This window comes from Chryseotalea sp., assembly GCF_057350905.1.
On the sequence record NZ_JBMRCF010000001.1, the window covers coordinates 473,253 to 493,821 of the forward strand.

Genomic DNA, 20,569 nt, shown 5'->3' on the forward strand with positions numbered 1-20,569 from the left:
ATGCATAGGAAAAAAATACTGTTTATTGTTCACACGGAGTATCACATGCTGATTACAATCAGTTTGATATGTGATCGGTTTATGAATGATACTGAATACGAAATATTTATTGTTCAGACCATTGATGACCACAGTAGGCGTTTCAGATTTGTAAAAGATTTATCGGATTTTAATCATATTACTTACCTCGAATTAAAATATGATGAAAGTAAATTTGACTATAGCCCTAAGTTTAATGACTACATTAACGAGATTAGCCGGTCTGACATACATACATGCGTTATCTTTAATAAGCTGGCATATATTGCATTTTTTAGTGTAAAATTATTAAAGCCTAAGGGCACAAAGATAATCCTCGCCCCAGATGGTGCAGCGGCATATGCTACAATTTCGCGCTTTACACCTCGATGGAGTTTACTTGTAGCAGCTAATACCCATAAATTCTTATGGGCCAACCGAATTAGAAAGTTTTACTTTTATTACCCAACCTTGGTTTATGGAGCAATGAAAGAAATATCGGAACTTTGGGTTCAGTACCCTAAACATATTGACAATAGAAGTGGCAAACCAGCAAGTAAAATTGATATTCTTAAGTCTCCTGAATCAATTAAGGCGACCAGAAAGTTTTTTGGATATAACGAATTGATTAATGAATCATGTATTTTTTATACCAATCAACCCTTTAGGGATAATAGAATTAATGATTTTGAGATATATATTCTGAAAACATTGTCGAAACGCTTCCCTGCGTTACCAATCTATATAAAGCTGCATCCAACAACGTACGAAGCGCATCGTAAGCGATTTGATGAATTGTTGCAAGTTAGAATTATTGATAGCACAATACCAGCGGAGCTAATTATAGCAACATTAAAGCAATCAATTATCCTAAGCTTTTGGTCAACAGCGATGCTAGTAAATAATTCAACTTGCCGGTTTTTCTGGATGTTTCCGTTGCTCGAAAAAGCTGGTATTAAGCTTCACAAAATGACCATCAAGAGTCCTTCCCAACATTTGAAAGTAATAAAATCAATAGAAGAAATCGGTGAAGCAATTTAGCAGTAACAGACAAGCCGTTTTTCCTTGGGTTATAGCTTTTTTTGTATGGCCATTAGGAGCATTTGTCGCCTCATTACGCTTGATCGGACAAAGAGTGTTCTCCATAATACTCATACTTTTTTATTTTCTATATGGTTTTACTTATATAATATCAGGCAAAGATCAGGACACCTACAGAATATCTCAATATTTTGAAGAGGCTTCAAAACTGAGCTTTGTAGATTTATGGAGTAAGATTATTAATCTTTATGCCTTGGGTAATAAGCCGGATATTTTTCAAGATATACTTCAGTTTTCAGTATCCCGGTTTACAACTGATGTACAAATTTATTTTGGCATTATTTCAGTATTACTAGCTATCATCACAGCATTTATTTTTGAAAGAGTTGTTGAAACTAAACCCTTTAAAAGAAGCTCAAATTACTTTTCTGTACTTCTTTTATTATTTCTTTTGTTGGTTTTATCTCCAGGTAGAATTAACTCTTTTAGGCATTATTTTGCTTTAGCTATTTTTCTATTTTCTACTTATAACTATATACAGAATGGGCAGTTGAAATATCTTATTTTATTGAGCTTAACCCCATTTATTCATTTCGCTTTTGTAATGGTTATACCGCTGATTATTGTTTTTAAAATTGTAGGAGGACGATTTTGGGTTTATTATTTGCTTATTCTTGCAAGCTTCGTTTTTACTGATCAGGTTTCTAATTATATCCAAGATTATACAGCAAGTTTAGATGACAATGCATTGCAATATCATGCTACACAATATACTAGCGATTATTACTTAAAGCAGGTCTCGCAGTTAAAGTCGCAACGTTATTTTATCTTGGATAAGTATATTTATTTTACCAATATTTTTTTTCTGGCTCTCTCTGTATTTAGTGCGTACTATATAGGAATTACCAACAATAAACTCCAAAAATTATTTGGTATGACCCTATTAATCTTTGCATTCGTCAATTTTTTTAGTGAATTAGAATCAGTTGCAAATAGATTTGGAGTCTTGTATCAGGGTTTTTGTTGTATGTTTTTAACTCAACTTTATTTTAGTTCAGATAAGGTTGTTCCATTGCTGTTAAAAATTTTATTGTCTATAGTTTTTCTGGTTAATTTAGTGATCATAATAAGAGTAACCATGCAAAGTGCCAGTGTTTCAACCATACTCTTATTCTTGCCAGTATCTTTGATTTCACCTTTGGAAGTTTCTTTATTAGATTGGATTAAATAAGCATGTTAAGAAATCTGATAGGCAATGCATCAAATTTACTAGGGTTTAAAACAACGAGGAAACTTGTTGTTGTTTGTTCAGATGACTGGGGAGGAATAAGAATAAAAAATACTACGCAGCAACAAGAGTTAAAGTCCTTAGGAGTAGATGTTGATAACAATCGATTTAACCTGTTTGATACACTAGAATCAAATAGGGATTTAGAAGACTTGTTTAATGTATTAACAAAGTATAAGGATATGAATGGAAATCACCCTGTATTTACTGCGGTGATGAATGTCGCTAATCCTGACTTCCAAAGAATCAAAAACGCAGGATATGAAAATTATTATTTTGAGCCTTTTACTAAAACGCTTGAAAGATATCCGGACAGCGATAAGGTTTACCAACTTTACTTAGATGGTATCGGGAAAAAGATATTTAAGCCACAGTTTCATGGCAGAGAGCATTTACAGGTAACGCCTTGGCTGAAGGCTCTGCAACAAAATGATTCTAAAACATCCTTGGCTTTTGATAAGGATTTCTTTTTTCTAAGTAAATCGGAAGTAGCTATTCCTATGGCTGGTGAACTAGCAGATGCCTTTGATTTTATGGAGCTCAGTGAGCTTGAATTCCACAAAAGTGCCATTGTTTCTGGAATATCCTTATTCAAAGAATATTTCAACTACGAGCCGGTTCACTTCACAGCTCCTGTCATGAAATTTGGTGAATCTTTAATGCCAATTTTATTGCAAAGTGGTATTCGGATTGTAGATGTTCCAAGATTGAGATATGAGCCTACTGGAAAAGGAAGGTATAGGCGAAGATTTCATTATATGGGACAACATTTCAATAAGCAATCTTGCTACATAAACAGGAATGTTGTCTTTGAACCAAATATGCCAGAATACGGTTGGGAGTCTTCTATAAAGGATATAGAACAAGCCTTCCGGTTTAAAAAGCCAGCAATTATCAGCAATCATAGAGTATGCTTTGTCGGAGGTCTTAATGAAAGGAATAGAATTAATGGACTTAAAGAATTAGATAAGCTACTGAAGACTATTTTGCAAAAATGGCCGGATGTAGAATTTATAGATATGGAGCAACTATCAAATATAATTTTGAAAAAGTGATTCAATACTTAGGATCATCTATTCAGAATCATCTATTGAATATTCAAGGCAAAAGAATTCCTAGTAAGGTTGTTGTTCTTGAATCAGATGATTGGGGTACCATTAGAATCCCTTCTAAGAAGGCGTATGATACTTTACAAGGTCAAGGTCTTCGATTGGACAAAAACCCATACAACAGGGTTGATTCCTTGGAAACTTCTGAGGATTTATCTGCTCTTTTTGACGTGCTAACATCAATAAGAGATAGTCAAGGAAATTTTCCAATAGTAACAGCGAACTTCATTATGGCTAATCCAGATTTTGACCTGATCCGGAAGTCTTCGTTTAGTAAGTATGTTTACGAAAGATTCACTGAAACCTACAAACGAGCAAAAAGTATGGAGTCAAATTGGGCTCTTATACAGCAAGCTTCGCAGCAGAAAATCCTCAGACCGCAATTTCATGGTCGGGAACATGTTAATGTTGTGCGGTGGTTGTCATTATTGCAAAAAGGTGATTCGGCATTGATAAAGGCGTTTAATGAAGGCGTCTTTTCAATCGACCTTGCAATCAGTAAAGGAAGGCGTGAGAATTTGATGGCATCGCTTGATTTTTCGACTTCTGAGGAACGATCTTTCGCATATGCGCAATTGTTGGATGGAGCAAAAATTTTCAAGGATATTTTTGGGTATTCTTCCAAAAGTTTTATTGCCCCTGCAAATGTTTGGGACGAAGGGGCCGAAGACATTTTGTCTAAAGCTGGTGTTGAATTTCTTCAAGGATTTAGAGGGCACCTAGTTCCAGCAATTGAGCTGAATGGATATAAAACTTTGATTCACAACCTTGGGGACAGCTCTAAGTTTGGTCAAGGATACATCATTAGAAATTGTTATTTCGAACCAGCAACATTACCAAGTTATGATTGGCTTGGTAGCTGCCAAAAGAAGATTTCAACAGCTTTTTTTTGGGGTAAACCTGCAATCATCTCGCTTCATCGATTAAATTTTATTGGGTCCATTTCTCAGGATAATCGCAAAACAAATCTTAGACTTTTGAAGGAATTGCTAATTAGAATTGTTAAGAAGTGGCCAGATGTTCAGTTTTTGTCATCCGATCAATTGGGCGCCTTACTTTATAAGCAAAAATGTGTGGACTAACAGGATTTGTTGATTTCAATAAAAAATCAACTAAGGTTGATTTAGTGAAAATGCAAGCTACGCTGAGACATAGGGGGCCTGACGACTCTGGGATAGATTTTTATGAGAATAGCGAATATGTGGCAGGGTTGGCTCATACTAGACTTTCTATTTTAGACGTGAGTGAGCTAGGACATCAACCGATGTCTTATGAAGGATTATCAATTGTGCTAAATGGTGAAGTTTACAACTTTAAAGAAATCAAGCAATCACTAATATCCCTTGGGCATACCTTCAAATCAAATAGTGACACGGAGGTTATATTACATGCATTTCAGGAATGGGGAACAGCTTGTGTTCATAGGTTTATTGGTATGTATGCATTCGCCATTTTTGATACCAATCAGGATAAACTATTTCTATGTAGAGATCGAGTGGGAGTAAAACCTCTTTATTATTATAAACATCAACACATTTTTTTATTTGGCTCAGAGTTAAAGGCGTTCCATGCGCATCCTGATTTCAGAAATGAAATTGATAAAAAAAGTCTGGCATTATATCTTCAATTTGGATATGTACCTGGGCCATCAACAATATTTGAAAAAGCTTTTAAGCTTGATCCTGGTTCCTGGCTTGTTCTGGATCTTAAAAATAATACCTTGAGTCAAGATGTCTATTGGACGATTAATAACTATTTTGTCAGTCCTACTTTGGATTTGACCTATGATGAATGCAAAAAAGAGCTGGAAGTATTGCTCGAGTCTTCATGCAAATACAGAATGGTATCAGATGTCCCGGTTGGAATTTTTTTGAGTGGTGGCTTCGACAGTACGTTGATTACAGCTTTACTTCAGAAAGATTCATCTCAAAAACTTAAGACATTTACCATTGGCTTCCCAGATGGGGTAGACGAAGCACCAGATGCAGAAAAAATTGCCAGACATTTGGGAACTGATCATACGACTTATAATTGCTCGCATGAGGATGCTAAGTCTATAATTCCCGAATTGGCTTACTATTACGATGAACCATTCGCGGATATTTCTGCTATACCCACTATGTTGGTTAGCAAGCTGGCAAAAAAACATGTTACGGTGGCACTTTCTGCAGACGGTGGAGATGAATTATTTGCAGGCTATGATGGATTTAAAAACTTTGAAGAGCAACTTAGCTACCTTAGGAAAATTCCATTTCCAAGATTATTTTCCGGCATATTTAACAGTGTTGCTGGCGTATTGCCAAAGAGTAAAATATCAATGAAAAGGAAACTGTCTGGCGCAAGTCGAGTCATGACTTTGCAAAGGGAAGAGCAGGTAAAGGGTCTTGTTGAGGAGGGATATGATATTCCATTCAGTTTTATTCAGGAGCTCTTAATCGACAACTTTTCAGCCAGACATCCTGTTTATGCAAGATATTGGGATAAATTCTATGATGAACGCAGCGGTTTTCTATATAATTCATTTGAAGGGCCATTAAAAGATTTTTTGCTTGTAAAAATGGATCGCGCAACGATGTCGGCATCCCTCGAAGGCCGTGAACCCCTTCTTGACCACCGCTTAATTGAGTTCGCTGCAAAGCTTCCTTATGAGTTCAAGCATGACGGTAAAACCTTAAAGAAAATTTTGAAGGATATCACCTATCAATATGTTCCTCATGCCTTGATGGATAGGCCAAAGGTGGGGTTTGATCTACCAATATATAAATGGCTTCGAAATGAACTGTCATATCTGATTAATGATTTTTTAGCAGATTACGCTTTTTTTAAAGCTACAGGTTTAAATCGATCGAGAATCGAAAAATTAATCGAAGATTTTAAACAGGATAAACTTATCTATCCTGCAATAATATGGCGACTCGTCATGCTACGTCTTTGGACCCATCAGTGGATGCAAGGAAAGAAGATAAGCTAAAAGTTGATATACAATTTAAACCTAATAATCACGTGCAAGCAAAATGTAACAATTGTGGCTCGACTGACATCACAATTAAAAACTGGCTATTAAGAAATGACTTTAAACTTGGTCAATGTAATATGTGTGGATTTACGTTTGCCGAGCCTCGTCCAACGCTAGATTACCTCATCAATTTTTACAATACCATTTCGAACAGCCGCTTTTACAGACATACCGATGAGGAAGCGGTAAAGGCATCTTTGGAAATTGACAAACTTATTAGGAAGTATAACCCTGATGTTAAAAAGGTTCTTGAAATTGGGTGCTCCACCGGGTACTATCTACATGGATTACGCCAGCTTGGCTATGAGGTTACAGGTACAGAATTGTCTACTGATGCTGTTTTACTTGCGAAGGATTGGTATGGAGTCAACGTATTCAATTCAGAATTTCCACCAGATTCTTACATAAATTATTTCGATGTGATCATCATTTACCACGTGATAGAGCACGTGATCGATGCACCCGCGTTTTTGCGAAGAGCTGATCAATTTTTGGCAAAGGGCGGAATAATGATCCTAGAGACTCCAAATTTCAAATCTGTAGGGGTAAGTTTATTCAAGGCACATTACCCTGTAATGAGCCCTCCCGGTCACCTTAACTTTTTTGATATAGAAACGCTTGAACAAGCAATTCCCCCTCACCACTCTGCAGTTTTCAAAAGAACTACAAGTAATGGAAATCACACTGTCTACAATATGATTGTTGGCGCAACTTCGCTGCTCAACATGAAGGCACTTTTAAATAAACTCATCTCAAAAAAAGTACGAATAACGGATACAACTACAAAGAAAGAAATCACCACAAATAAGAAATTTGTTTATAGCCGTGCGCTTCTTAAGACTACAAAATTTATTCAAATTATATTGCTCCCGTTTTTCTATCTGTTCGATAGAAGCGGTAAAGGGGAAAACCTGGGGCTAATTAGCAAAAAGGGATATTAAGCTAATGGACGTTAGAAGGAGCAAGGTACTGAAAGTTCCTAGGAAAGCTGCAAAAATCTTTTTGATTATTGCTTATCATGTTATTGTAAGGTTTTGGAAAATGCCAAAGGTTAAGACTATAGAGGAGACGCTTGATCGAATCATTAGATCACAAGCTTCAGTAACGCGCCTGGGAGATGGTGAAATTTCCATTATAGTTGATAAAGCAAGCTATCCCTTCCAGGAGTATGATGCGACACTTGCACAAAGAATGACTGAAATCCTTAGGTCAGATAATGAATCAATCTTGGTATGTCTTCCCATTGGGTTTCAAACGCTTGTTAATCTAACACCACAAACCAGACGTTCATGGCAGGCGCATATTGCCTTTGTTTATCCACGTCTTCAAAAATTGTTGAAGCCTGAAAAGGAATATTACAATGCGAGTATTACGCGTCCTTACATTAGTTTCAAGGACAAATCATCCGCAGCGAGTCACTTTGCGAAAATAAAATTGGTGTGGGAGAACCGAGATATCTTACTTATTGAGGGTGAGAAAAGTAGGCTAGGTGTCAACAACGATCTTTTTGAAAACGCAGCATCTGTTAAACGTATTCTTGCTCCAATGCACCATGCGTTCAGGTGTTATGATAATATTTTAGATGCCACTCTTATGTTCAATAAAAGCCACCTAGTGTTGATTGCGCTTGGACCAACTGCTACTGTCCTTGCTTTTGATCTTGCTAAGCAAGGATATCAAGCAATAGATATTGGGAACATTGACATTGAATACGAATGGTTCCGACAGCAGGCTAAAGAAAAAGTAAAAATTGCCGGGAAGTATACAAGTGAGGCAAAGGGAGGGACAAATGTACTTGACATCTATAATGAGAAATATAATAGGGAAGTAATAAGAAAGATTGAATAATATTCTATGCGTAAAATAAAAATGTTGGTTTTGGCCGTAGTCAAATTTCGAAACTTCTACATGTTTATCCTTGATTACCTGGGGGTATACAGAAAACGATATGAACTGCAATTTCGAAATGGTTTGCGCCTTATTTTACGAGGCAGAACTAATGATAAGTCGATGGCACGTGAGATATTTTTGACTGAGGATTACTTTAGGAATTCAGTAAAAGTAGCTGATGGAGATGTGGTTTTTGATGTAGGTGCAAATATTGGATTTTTCTCTGTATACAGCGCAAATACGTTTGGTAATTGTAAGGTGTATTCATTTGAACCAAATAAAGATAATTTTTCAATTCTTTCTCAGACTCTGAAGGTGAATAATTTGAAAAATGTTTTTGCATATAATTCGGCACTTGGAAATGAAAGAGGTGTTTTAAAATTATATCACTCCCGAAACACAGGCGGACATTCGCTGGTCGATCAGGCAGGCTTTATGCAACGCAATAAACTTGAACAAAATGACTACGAAGAAGTACAAGTGGAGTCGTTTAAGGATTTTATAAAGAAGGAAAGCATCGAGAAAATTGACTTTTTAAAAATGGATATTGAAGGTGGCGAATATGATATATTGCTAAATCTTGATGCCAATGACTTCAAGAAAATCAAGCGGATCGCTATGGAATACCATTTCGTTGATGAAAATAGAAATGGAGATGTTCTAAAAAAACTTTTCCATGACCAAGGCTATCTAGTTGAAATTCAATACCCGATGCTTTGGGCAATACGCGCAGAACTAGTTTGAAAAAAGTATTGATCGTAGGGCCAGGTATTTCAATGGGCGGAGTTGAACGCGCCTCTACAAATATTGCTAATGAGCTTTCAATGTTAGGATATATTGTGACTTACCATGCATTATTTCCGCATAAAGAGTTTTTTACTTTGAGAAGTGCGATCAAATATGAAAAGCCACAAGATCAGTTTAACAAGAAACGCCTTAACATATTATCAACCATACAACGGATAAGACGTTCGGTCAAAAGTGATCAACCGGATGTAATAATCGCCTTTAGTAAATTTTATGCAGCATTAACTGCAGTAGCGCTTATCGGCATCAAGGTAAGATTTATCATATCCGAACGCTCCAGTCCACTATATAATTGGGGTAAAAGAATCTCCATTTTTAATAAGATTGCTTTTAGTCTTAGGAGTCCAGATGCTGTCTTCGCGCAGACAAATGCTGCTGCGCAAGTTCAGCGGAAATACTATGGCTCTAAAACTACTATTGAAGTTATTCCGAATATTGTTAAACAGGTAGAACTCCATCCATCCATAGAGCGTGAGGAATTTATCCTTGCTGTTGGTCGAATGAATGATCACCTGAAAGGATTTGATCGATTGATCCAAACAATGGCACTGATCAAATCAAACTGGATCTTACAAATTGCAGGAGGAGATGAAGAGGAAGCAGCTGATCTAAAACAGTTGGCCTCCGACCTTGGCATTTCTTTAAAAGTCAGATTTCTTGGACGAATTCATGACATCGATAATCTATACGCAAGAGCTGGAATTTTTGTAATTCCATCACGGAGTGAAGGCTTTCCAAATGCGCTTGTTGAGGCAATGGCTGCGGGTATACCTTGCATATCATTTGACTTTGTAGCCGGTCCAAATGAGATTATTACCCATGAATATGATGGTATTTTGGTTAATGATGGTGATCTTATAGGTCTTGCTAATGAAATAGATAGATTGGCTGAAAACAATTCTAAGCGTTTGAGATTATCACACAACGCACTTTCTGCCCGAGAGCGATTTGGTGCAGGAAAGATTGTTTCTCGTATTTGTTCCCTTATAGAAAATGAAAACTGAAAAGCTACCGAATATTTCTGTTATCATTCCGATATTCAATGCTGAAGAATATCTTGCTTATTGCGTTGAGAGTGTTTTAAACCAAACAATGCAGAATTTGGAAGTAATACTCGTCAATGACGGCTCTACTGATAAGTCGAAGTATATTTGTGACAAATATGCGGTACAAGACCAACGGGTTCGTATTTTTCATATTGAGAATCAAGGCGTTTCTAATGCAAGAAATGTAGGTATTGATAATGCTAAAGGCTACTTCTTAATGTTTCTTGATTCTGACGATTGGATTGATAAGAATACCTGTGAAATTACCCTAGCCCATGCGTTACAAAGTAATTCGGACATCCTATTCTGGTCATGGCAAAAGGTATCCTTAAAGGGAAGCATCAAGGATTTTTATCTTGAAAAGAATTCCTCAATTCTTATTAATAACGATATTCCTAAGCTTCGCAGGAGATCACTTGGGCTCATAAATGAAGAGCTATCCGATCCTACTAAAACTGATGCCTTTTGCACCCCTTGGGCAAAACTTTATAGTCATAATTTTGTGATGAAATCACAGATTCGTTTTATCGAAAGAAAAAAAGTCGGAATGGAGGATGTACTTTTTAATATTGAACTATTTCATAAAGCACAACGTGTATCGTATTTGAAAGCATATTTCAATTATTATCGACTTGACAACCCAAAGTCACTCACAAAAGTGGATACAAATTTACTATACACGAAATTTACTCATCTCTTCTTTGCAATTGAAAAGTACGCCAATTCAAAAGAAGCAAGCCAAGCGCTCAACAATAGAAAAATAGTTTCATTAATAAATATTGTATTGAGTATTACAAACCCACGTAATGAAACCTCAATTTTTAGAAAGTGGAAGGATATTGATACCGTCTTGAAAGAACTGTCGAAAGTCGTTAGGTGGAATGAATTTGCATTTAACCGGCTTCCACTGCATTGGAAATTGTTTTTTGTTTTAGCAAGGATGAGAAAGACAACTATGTTTCTTGCATTAGTGTACCTGATAAGATTGTTAAGATAATGTGTGGGATCGCAGGTTTTATAGCAAACCAAAGAGCTGATGAGGTTAAGTTAAAAGAAATGACCAATCTGCTTAATAGCCGAGGACCTGATGATTTCGGTTTTTTTTGCACGAATAATGTTGCTTTAGGTCATAGACGATTATCCATTATTGACTTATCAACGGGACATCAGCCGATGTTCAGTCAGGATAAAACAATTGTAATTGTCTTTAATGGAGAAATTTATAATTATAAAGTAATCCGGGGAGAACTTATAAATCGAGGTTCAATTTTTTTAACAGAAAGTGATACTGAAGTAATAATCAACGGATATCAAGTCTTTGGATTGAAAGGCATTCTACAAAGGCTCGAAGGTATGTTTGCATTTGCCCTTTTTGATACTAAGTTAGGAAGTGTTTTTTTAGCACGTGATCGATTTGGTGAAAAACCACTTTATTATTTTAGAAATGAAACAACTTTCTATTTTGCTTCAGAATTAAAGGCTTTAACACCGTTGCTAAGCCAAAAAATTATTGACAAAGAGGCATTAAATCTTTATTTCACACTTACTTATATACCAGCGCCTTTTAGCATTTATAAGGATGTTCGAAAGTTAGGTGCAGGAGAATTTATCGAAATAAAATCTAATCAGGAAGTTGATTTTTCTGAATACTATTCGTTGAAGACTGTTATTAACGAAGCAAAGCGTTATACTAGCTATAGTGAGGCTCAGAATGATCTACGAAGTTCACTTTTTCAATCAGTTAAGGATAGGATGATTGCTGACGTTCCTCTAGGCTCTTTTTTAAGTGGAGGAATTGACTCAAGTATTATTTCTGCCATCATGGCCAAGCATTCGGACAAACCGATCAATACTTTTTCAATTGGTTTCAGAGAAAGTGCTTACGATGAAAGTGAACGTGCAGCATTGGTAGCGAAACACATTAATGCTAACCATACGCTGTATACCATTGACCATAAAGATTTGCTCAATATTGCGAATGATGTCGTAGACTATTTTGACGAACCCTTTGCAGATTCTTCAGCGCTTCCCTCATTTATGGTTGCTAAAAAAGCGCGAGAGAAAGTAACAGTGGTATTAACCGGAGATTGTGCTGATGAACTATTTGGAGGATATGAAAAGTACCTGGCACCCTATTATGTGCAGCGATACAAAAGTATCCCAGAATCAATTAGAAATTTATTTAACTTTACTGTTGGTCTAGTACCTCATAATGCATTCACAAATACCATACTGCGGAAAGTCAAGAAAGTATTGGCCAACTCTCAATTAGACGCATTTGGACTTCATTATAATTTTATGTCTCTTGGATTTAATGATCAAGAACGTGCTTTGCTATTAAGTCCTGAGTTTCTCATTGATATCAAATCATATATTAAGAAGCGATATGATGAAGTGAATCATTCTGAGATGGATAAAGGATTTTATACAGATGTTACCACCGTACTTGAAGGCGATATGCTTGTAAAAGTAGATAGAATGTGCATGGCCAATTCCCTCGAAGCGCGAGTGCCGTTTCTTGATACGCAAATTGTAAGAGAGTCTTTCAGTATGCCTTCTGACTTCAAGATTCTTGGAAAAAATAAAAAGAGAATTTTAAAAGATACATTTAGAGATTTGTTACCAAAAAAAGTTTTTCGTTTTTCGAAAAAGGGTTTTGGCGTTCCCATCGCGCTGTGGTTCAGAAACGAACTTCGTAATGAGATAGAAAAAGTACTTGATCAAAAAGAGATTCAAATCCATGGACTATTTGATCCATCAGTAATTGATACTTTGCTTCATGAACATATACACGGAAAACAAAATCATGCTTCGAAGCTCTGGTGTCTTTTTGTATTTCAAAAATGGTATAAAAAAAATTTCAGTAAGTGAAAAAATTAGTATTGGGGGTAACCGTTCCAGGAAGTTCAAGATTGTTGGACGGTCAGGTACAGTATTTTATTACGAAGGGATATGAGGTTTACTTACTTTCACCAGATCATCCTAAAGAACATAAGTTTTGCGCCCGAGAAAATTGTATTCACTTACCTGTAAACATTGAAAAGGAGATTAATTTATTTGCAGATATTAGAACCGTTTGGCAAATCCTTCGACACTTAAAAAAGGTGAATCCAGATATCGTGAATGTCGGCACCCCGAAGATGGGTTTATTAGGTGTGGTGGCCGCTTTTTTGTTAAGAATTCCAAACCGTATTTATACCTGCCGCGGCCTCCGCTATGAAAGTGAGAGAGGAGTAAAGCGCGCAATTCTCCGCTTAATGGAAAAATTAAGTGTTTTGCTGGCAAACAAGGTTATTTATGTCGGACATTCATTACAAGAGACTGCAATAAGAAATAAAACTGCGGATGTGAAGAAAAGTTTTGTAATTAACAGTGGAAGTAGTAATGGTATAAACCTAAATTATTTTACCAGGAACTCAATTGATGAAGATGTTAGAAAGTCATTGTTAGTAAAGCATGGTCTCACGTCTAAATTTGTGATTGGCTACGTTGGAAGGGTTTCCCTGCATAAAGGATCTTTCGAACTAGTCGAAGCATTCGATCAGCTTTTTCAATTTAATAAATCGATCATTCTTGTAATGATTGGTCACATGGGTTGCTCAGAAGATTTTGAAAAGCGTGTTCGATCACACCCTGGCATCGTATATCTTGAATTTCTTGATGATGTGCCGCTATATATGTCTTTATTTAATGTATTTGTTTTACCCTCTTGGCGCGAAGGCTTCTCAAATGCTTCAATCCAGGCAGCAGCTATGGGACTCCCTGTTGTTACAAGCACAGCAACGGGTTGTATTGATGCAATTAGCCCGGAATTTAATGGTAAACTTTTTGAAATGAAGTCAGTGCCACAATTAAAAGAAGCACTCCAGGCCTATATAGAAAGCGATCAATTGGTGAAAGAGCATTCAGCAAATAGTTTAATATGGGCAAAGAAATTCAAATCTGAGTTGATTTGGGATGGAATAGATCAAGTCTATAAGGCATCTCTTAAAAAGCACACATGATAATAATAGGAGACATAGCTGCACCAGATAAAAGCACTGCGAAAGATTTACAGGCAGTGTTTAAACAGAATACCGAAATTTTTCAGGATAAGTTGCTTGTAGCAAACCTTGAGGGATTGGTGAGTGTTAGTGAAGAACCCTTAAAAAGAAAAACACCTGTACTGTTTAATCACGCTGATACAATTGATGTCCTAAGCCAATGGAATACAGCGACTGTGTTATTAGCAAACAACCATACACTTGACCTTCCTTACCGATTCACGGAAACAGCTCGATTATTATCAAATGGAAATATCTGCTATACTGGTGCAGGTATATCAATAAATGAGGCAATAGCCCCAGCTCATATATTGGATTATGGCAAAGATGTCTGGATATTCAATTATTGCTGGAATTTCTTATTCTATCATCAGAGTAATCCTTCAAATGGTGTTTTTCTTTCAGATATGAATGAGTCAAGAATTTCTAGCGTGATTGAGAAACATCGCCAACAATATCCCACGTCATCTATAATTGTTTATTTTCACTGGAGTTTCGATTTGGAAACACTTCCAACGCCAATGAACAGGGAATTTGCAAAACACCTTATCGATTTAGGTGTAAACGTTGTCGTAGGTTGTCATTCACATTGTGTTCAGGGCGGGGAGCAATACAAACAAGGCTATATTGTGTATGGTCTTGGTAATTTTTTTCTACCAAACAACATATTTGCGAACGGAAAACTATCATTTCCAAGATGGGCCAGCCTTCAATTGGCATTAGAATGGAATCCTATAACAAATAAAGCAATATGCCACTGGTTTGAGTATGTACTCGATGGGCAGCAACATAAAGTTAATTTTGTTGCTTCAGAGGATTTTGAATCAAGTAAAATTTTGAAACAGCATTCACCGTTTCAGGATCTATCACCAGAACAATACTTACTTCTCTATAAAGCAAAAAGGCGTAAGAAAAAATTCATACCAGTTTTCAAAGACTTCAGGGCAACTAAAGAGAATTCGATCAAACTGGCTTTGCTTAAATTGAGAGCACACCTCGCTCGGCTAATGGCACGTTTTGGTTTTATTCAATGGCAACACTAGCAACGATTCAAATTGTGAACTTTAGAAAACTATTTTTTTTGACAGCAGACTTTCTTATGGGAAATCCTGTGGCCAGAGACTTGAAAGATATACAAACTAAACTATCCTCATCTAAACCCCAAACATCAGGTCAGCTCGAATTATTGTTAGAGCACGCAACGAGTACTACTACCTTCTACAAATCATATGCAGGTAAAACATCCATAAATGATTTTCCTGTAATTGATAAAAACCTTATCCGAGAAAATCTAAGTGACTTTCTTTCAAGTAAAACAGAAAAAACAGAACTTATACCTGTTGTAACAAGTGGATCAACAGGTACACCCTTCAAGGTTTTTCAGAATAAAAGAAAGAGAACCAGAAATTCAGCCGATGCGATTTATTTTTCAGAACTGACAGGATTCAAAATCGGACAAAAGCTGTTATACTTAAAGATCTGGGCAAAGGAAAAAATGGCCAATCCTTTTACTTACTGGCGCCAAAATATAGTGCCAATTGATGTTATCCACCTAAATGATCAGCAGATTGAACGCATGATCTTAGAAATGGAAAGAAGTCATTCGTGGCATGGAATTCTCGGATATGTTTCAGCACTTGAACTGGTTTGCCGTTATCTTGAAAAAAATGGAAAGACGAAAGTTAATGCAAAGGTTAGTTCTATCATTACCATGTCCGAATCGCTATCAGAGTATGTGAAAAAATCGCTGCAGAATTTTTTTAAAGTGAATGTGTATTCAAGATATTCAAACCTTGAAAATGGTATCATTGCACAACAAGTTCCTGGAAGTGAGCATAGGTTTTTAATTAATTCTGCTAGCTATCATGTTGAAATTCTTGAGATCGGAAGCAATAAACCTGTTCCATTTGGTTCTGTTGGACGTATTGTAGTTACAGACCTTTACAATTATGCATTCCCGCTTATTCGTTATGATACAGGCGACCTTGGCTCATTTTCAAGCATAACAGATGAATGTGGAAATAAGTTTCTTGAAACAGTGGAAGGAAGAAAATTGGACGTTCTTTATGACACAAAGGGTAATATTGTTTCATCTTACATCATGTATAAAAACATGTGGAAATATACAGATATAAGACAGTATCAACTTATTCAGAAGGATCAGAAAAGGTATGTGTTAAAAGTAAATGCAGAACATGGCTTTTCACACGAGAAGCAAATTATAGATGAGTTTATGTCCTACCTGGGAAATGATTCAGATTTTTCTATAGAGTATGTAGATGAAATACCCTTGCTGAGTTCTGGGAAAAGGCGAAAATTGGTGAACGAAATGATAAAGTGATTTTATAGAATTATGTATAAGAGGTTTGGTAAGCGAGTCTTAGATGTAGTAATATCTATAGTTATACTTTTAATATTTAGTCCTTTATTTTTATTTGTTTTTTTGATACTATTTGTACAAAATAGAGGTAACCCTTTTTTTTTTCAGAAACGTCCAGGATTAAATGAGAAAACCTTTGAAATTGTCAAGTTTAAAACAATGAATGATAAAACTGATAAAACTGGAAAGATGCTGCCTGATAATGATCGCATCACTTATGCAGGCAGAGTGATTAGAAAGCTATCAATCGATGAGTTGCCTCAGCTAATCAATGTCTTAAAGGGTAATATGAGTTTAATTGGACCACGTCCCTTATTGATAAAATATGTACCGTTATATACACCTGAGCAGAAACAAAGGCATCTGGTAAAACCCGGAATTACAGGTTGGGCGCAAGTGAATGGTCGTAATTCAATTTCATGGTCAAGAAAGTTTGAACTTGATTTGTATTACGTAAATAACCTTTCGTTTATGTTAGATTTAAAAATTATATTCTTAACAATTGTTAAAGTACTAAAGCGTGATGGCATAAATCAAAGTGAGCATAGACCTATGGAGCCTTTTAACGGAAATAATTAGGATTATGAATAAACTAGTCATAATAGGAGCAGGAAATGTTGGAGGTTATTTATCGTATAATATTGATACTTTTGGTAAGTATGAAGTTTTGGGTTTCTTAGATGATGACCAACACAAACATGGTAAAACACTCTATGGAAGAAAGGTATTAGGCAGTATTGATGAAATTGAGATTTTATCCAAGATCGAAAAATTGAATGTAGTTATTGGGATATCCTCTCCAGCAGCTAAGCAAAAGATGTATGATAGACTTAAGGCATTTAATGTAGCATTTCCGAATTTTATAGCTAAGAATGTTTGGTTATCAAAAGAGGTTTCAATCGGCAAAGGTGTGATACTCTATCCTGGTGTTTCCATAAACTATGAAACTCAGATTGAAGATTTTATCATCATGAATATGAATTGTGCTATAGGTCATAATTGTAGTATAGGTCAATATTCAACCCTTGCCCCTGGGGTAAATCTTGCGGGCTTTACTCATCTTGAAGCAATGGTAAGTGTAGGTATAGGGGTTTCTACTAAACAAAATATTAGGGTAGGGCATTCATCCATTATTGCAGGGCAATCAATGCTTATAAAAGACGTAGAACCAAACACCACTGTAGGTGGTGTGCCAGCAAAAGTTTTATAACAGACAGTTTCTAAATTCCATACTTAAGATTGAAGATAAGTGAAAAGTAAAATTGCCATATATGGAGCCGGTGGTTTTGGCAAGGAAGTAAGGGGTATGCTGGACTTGTTTGCTCCCGGCACTTTTGCTGGTTTCATGGATGATTTTAAAACAGACATACCATTGGTAAATGAGCAAGCTTACTCCGATGTGTTGCTCGCTATTGCTGATCCCGCTATTCGTTATAAATTAATAAAAGATTGGAATAAGAAATCGGTTCCATTCGCCTCGTATTTAAGTCCTGATATTTTGCTTCATCGTTCCATAATAATAGGTAGGGGCTGTATCATCTGCCCCGGAGCGAAATTAACGGTTGATATTAATATTGGTCAATTCGTTATCATTAACCTTAACTCAACTATTGGCCATGATCTTGTAATAGGTGATTTTACCTCAATCATGCCTTCAGTTAACATTTCAGGAAATGTTAAGATAGGTAAGCGGGTTTTTATTGGTAGCGGTGCCACCATATTACAAGGTTTAACTATAGGCGATGATGTGATAATAGGGGCAGGGGCAGTAGTAACGGAAGATGTAGCATCAAGTAAAAGGGTAAAAGGTGTGCCCGCAAAACCTTGGTGATTTTTGATATGAAAGAACTCTTTACTAAATACAAACCGGCAATTCGTTTCCTCGGCATTTTTGTAGGTCTCTATCTTTTGTTAAATACTTTATATGGTGTTTGGATACAAAATTATTACCCGCAAGTCGACCCATTTACCGTCAGCATTGCTAACCAGGTAGCGATCATACTTACCTTCTTCGGTCAAACTTTTTCTGCAAGTACAGAACTGCAATCTGCTAATGTGGCGCTATCGTTAAACAATGAGGTGGTCGTTTATGTATTTGAAGGCTGCAATGGCATTAATGTCATGATCGTTTACCTCTCATTTTTAGTGGCGTACAAAGGCAGCCTACGTCAATTCCTTTTATTCTTTTTTGCCGGTATACTCTTAATTTATTTACTCAATCTAGTTCGTGTCGGACTACTGGCAGAGGTCGCTTTGTTTTATCCGGAGCAACTTTACTTCTTTCATAAATATTTATTTACCGGCTTTATTTATGCAGTTGTATTTGTGCTGTGGTACTATTGGATTAAAATCACAGCATGAAAAAGCAAGTAGTTGAAATTCTCAGCCAACCAAAACGTTTGCTACTCCTTGTACTGTCAATTGCTGGTCTGGCATTAATTTACCTGCTACAAGAATCCTTAACACTGTCAACCTTACTAACTATTCAGCTTGCTGATAATGTTGAATTTGTTTTCAAAAAGCTTATACGAGTCACATTAAATGATCTGTGCATGTTACTTTTTTTGTACGCTTGGTTTAACAATAAAAGCATTATTAAACTCGGACTGTGGGTTCAGACAGCAGATACTTTCATCTTGCTGCCCATATACCTGCTCATTAAATTAAACATTGAAGGTACAAGTGAAATTTCTACACCTTTGCTTTCGCAGTGGCATAGACTGATTGTAAACCCCACCCTCATGCTTTTGTTAATACCAGCTATTTATTATCAACGTTTTCAAGAATCCTCAGGCACTAAACATGAATAACCGTTTATATTTATCGCCCCCACATATGGGAGGCCGCGAGCAAGTTTATGTACAACAAGCTTTTGAAGCCAACTGGATATCGCCTGCCGGACCGAATCTGCAAGGCTTTGAATCAGATATTGCCAATTACCTGGGGCAGGGTGTGTCGGTTGCAGCACTTTCGTCAGGAACGGCTGCGATACATCTTGCATTGATCATTTTAGGTGTTCAGCGAGGCGATGAAGTTATCTGTTCTACTTTTACTTTCTCAGGCTCATGCAATCCAATTGTTTACCAGGGAGCAACACCTGTCTTTGTTGATTCAGAGGAACAAACCTGGAACATTGATCCGCTTATGCTAAAAATGGCGATTGAAGACAGGATTGCTAAAACAGGTAAAAAGCCTAAAGCCATTATTATGGTCCATCTCTATGGCATGCCGGCTAAAATAGATGAGATCATGAAAATAGCCAGTCAATATGAAATACCCTTAATTGAAGATGCAGCTGAAGCACTAGGATCTACCTTTAAGAGTCAGAAATGTGGCACTTTTGGTGATTTTGGGATACTTTCTTTTAATGGGAACAAAATTATAACAACCTCAGGAGGTGGTGCCTTAGTATCCAAAAATCAGCAATGGATTGAAAAAGCCAAGTTCTTAGCTACGCAAGCGCGAGATCCGGCACCACATTACCAACATTCCGAAATTGGTTACAACTACAGACTCAGTAACATTTGTGCCGGCATTGGCAGGGGGCAAATGGAAGTGATAGATGAACGTGTAGGGCAGAGAAGACAGGTTTTTGAATGGTACAGCACCTATTTACCAACCAATAAATTCACTTTGCCGACAGAATCAGAAGATTTCTACAGCAATCGCTGGCTTACAACAGCTCTTATATTGGAAAAAAGGTCTCCAGAGCAAGTTAGAGTAGCACTAGAGCAGCATAATATCGAAAGCAGACCACTTTGGAAAGCCATGCATCTGCAGCCTGTTTTTGGCAAATTTCCCTACTACGGCAATGGCACATCTGAGCGACTATTCAGCAAGGGCATTTGCTTACCCTCTGGCTCTGCCATGACAGCAGAGGACGTGAAAAAGGTAGTAGCTTTACTTAGTTCTTAAATCATGTTAATTGGGT

20 protein-coding genes are annotated in these 20,569 nt (G+C 36.6%); all 20 read left to right on the plus strand.

The genetic code is table 11. The annotated features are described in order from the left end of the window. The 20 genes from ACO1XM_RS02145 to ACO1XM_RS02240 are packed head-to-tail and all read left to right on the plus strand — an operon-like array spanning position 1 to position 20,553. Complete coding sequence (locus ACO1XM_RS02145) at positions 1-1,059, plus strand: polysialyltransferase family glycosyltransferase (protein ID WP_486225460.1); 1,059 nt, start codon at positions 1-3, stop codon at positions 1,057-1,059. Beyond that, complete coding sequence (locus ACO1XM_RS02150) at positions 1,046-2,290, plus strand: EpsG family protein (protein ID WP_486225461.1); 1,245 nt, start codon at positions 1,046-1,048, stop codon at positions 2,288-2,290. The genes ACO1XM_RS02145 and ACO1XM_RS02150 overlap by 14 nt, the downstream gene beginning before the upstream one ends. Before the next feature lie 2 nt (positions 2,291-2,292). Beyond that, positions 2,293-3,402 carry a hypothetical protein gene (locus ACO1XM_RS02155; RefSeq protein WP_486225462.1) on the plus strand — a complete coding sequence of 370 codons (1,110 nt, stop codon included), beginning with the start codon at positions 2,293-2,295 and terminating at the stop codon, positions 3,400-3,402. Further along, positions 3,342-4,538, plus strand: coding sequence for a hypothetical protein (locus ACO1XM_RS02160; RefSeq protein ID WP_486225463.1), 1,197 nt, complete (start codon positions 3,342-3,344; stop codon positions 4,536-4,538). The genes ACO1XM_RS02155 and ACO1XM_RS02160 overlap by 61 nt, the downstream gene beginning before the upstream one ends. Further along, complete coding sequence (asnB, locus tag ACO1XM_RS02165) at positions 4,526-6,427, plus strand: asparagine synthase (glutamine-hydrolyzing) (RefSeq protein WP_486225464.1); 1,902 nt, start codon at positions 4,526-4,528, stop codon at positions 6,425-6,427. The genes ACO1XM_RS02160 and asnB (ACO1XM_RS02165) overlap by 13 nt, the downstream gene beginning before the upstream one ends. Beyond that, positions 6,364-7,413 carry a class I SAM-dependent methyltransferase gene (locus ACO1XM_RS02170; RefSeq protein WP_486225465.1) on the plus strand — a complete coding sequence of 350 codons (1,050 nt, stop codon included), beginning with the start codon at positions 6,364-6,366 and terminating at the stop codon, positions 7,411-7,413. The genes asnB (ACO1XM_RS02165) and ACO1XM_RS02170 overlap by 64 nt, the downstream gene beginning before the upstream one ends. 4 nt (positions 7,414-7,417) lie before the next feature. Further along, the gene (locus ACO1XM_RS02175) at positions 7,418-8,320 is read left to right on the plus strand and encodes an SP_1767 family glycosyltransferase (protein WP_486225466.1); all 903 of its coding nucleotides are present in this window, start codon (positions 7,418-7,420) and stop codon (positions 8,318-8,320) included. Between the two features lie 6 nt (positions 8,321-8,326). Next, entirely contained in the window at positions 8,327-9,106 is a 780-nt protein-coding gene (locus ACO1XM_RS02180) for an FkbM family methyltransferase (protein ID WP_486225467.1), read from the plus strand. After that, entirely contained in the window at positions 9,103-10,173 is a 1,071-nt protein-coding gene (locus ACO1XM_RS02185; RefSeq protein ID WP_486225468.1) for a glycosyltransferase, read from the plus strand. The genes ACO1XM_RS02180 and ACO1XM_RS02185 overlap by 4 nt, the downstream gene beginning before the upstream one ends. Beyond that, positions 10,163-11,212: a glycosyltransferase gene (locus tag ACO1XM_RS02190; protein WP_486225469.1), complete on the plus strand. Its 1,050-nt coding sequence runs from the start codon at positions 10,163-10,165 to the stop codon at positions 11,210-11,212. Before ACO1XM_RS02185 ends, ACO1XM_RS02190 begins: the two co-directional genes overlap by 11 nt. Then, positions 11,128-13,086, plus strand: a complete 1,959-nt coding sequence (gene asnB / locus ACO1XM_RS02195; RefSeq protein WP_486225470.1) for an asparagine synthase (glutamine-hydrolyzing) — start codon at positions 11,128-11,130, stop codon at positions 13,084-13,086. The genes ACO1XM_RS02190 and asnB (ACO1XM_RS02195) overlap by 85 nt, the downstream gene beginning before the upstream one ends. Next, positions 13,083-14,219, plus strand: a complete 1,137-nt coding sequence (locus tag ACO1XM_RS02200; protein ID WP_486225471.1) for a glycosyltransferase family 4 protein — start codon at positions 13,083-13,085, stop codon at positions 14,217-14,219. The genes asnB (ACO1XM_RS02195) and ACO1XM_RS02200 overlap by 4 nt, the downstream gene beginning before the upstream one ends. Continuing rightward, entirely contained in the window at positions 14,216-15,301 is a 1,086-nt protein-coding gene (locus ACO1XM_RS02205) for a CapA family protein (RefSeq protein WP_486225472.1), read from the plus strand. Before ACO1XM_RS02200 ends, ACO1XM_RS02205 begins: the two co-directional genes overlap by 4 nt. A gap of 38 nt (positions 15,302-15,339) precedes the next feature. Next, positions 15,340-16,599, plus strand: coding sequence for a phenylacetate--CoA ligase family protein (locus ACO1XM_RS02210; RefSeq protein ID WP_486225473.1), 1,260 nt, complete (start codon positions 15,340-15,342; stop codon positions 16,597-16,599). Positions 16,600-16,611: 12 nt separating this feature from the next. Further along, positions 16,612-17,217 (plus strand): sugar transferase, encoded by a 606-nt coding sequence (locus ACO1XM_RS02215; protein ID WP_486225474.1) that lies wholly within the window; start codon positions 16,612-16,614, stop codon positions 17,215-17,217. A 4-nt stretch (positions 17,218-17,221) separates the two neighbouring features. Then, a complete protein-coding gene (locus ACO1XM_RS02220; RefSeq protein ID WP_486225475.1) occupies positions 17,222-17,848 on the plus strand; it encodes an acetyltransferase in 627 nt (208 codons plus the stop codon). Positions 17,849-17,887: 39 nt separating this feature from the next. Continuing rightward, the gene (locus ACO1XM_RS02225) at positions 17,888-18,469 is read left to right on the plus strand and encodes an acetyltransferase (protein WP_486225476.1); all 582 of its coding nucleotides are present in this window, start codon (positions 17,888-17,890) and stop codon (positions 18,467-18,469) included. Positions 18,470-18,477: 8 nt separating this feature from the next. Then, positions 18,478-18,999, plus strand: coding sequence for an exosortase family protein XrtF (gene xrtF, locus ACO1XM_RS02230; protein ID WP_486225477.1), 522 nt, complete (start codon positions 18,478-18,480; stop codon positions 18,997-18,999). Continuing rightward, on the plus strand, positions 18,996-19,448 hold the full coding sequence (locus ACO1XM_RS02235) for an exosortase F system-associated membrane protein (protein ID WP_486225478.1): 453 nt from the start codon (positions 18,996-18,998) through the stop codon (positions 19,446-19,448). The genes xrtF and ACO1XM_RS02235 overlap by 4 nt, the downstream gene beginning before the upstream one ends. Next, on the plus strand, positions 19,441-20,553 hold the full coding sequence (locus ACO1XM_RS02240; RefSeq protein ID WP_486225479.1) for a DegT/DnrJ/EryC1/StrS family aminotransferase: 1,113 nt from the start codon (positions 19,441-19,443) through the stop codon (positions 20,551-20,553). Before ACO1XM_RS02235 ends, ACO1XM_RS02240 begins: the two co-directional genes overlap by 8 nt. The last annotated feature ends 16 nt before the right edge of the window (positions 20,554-20,569 follow it).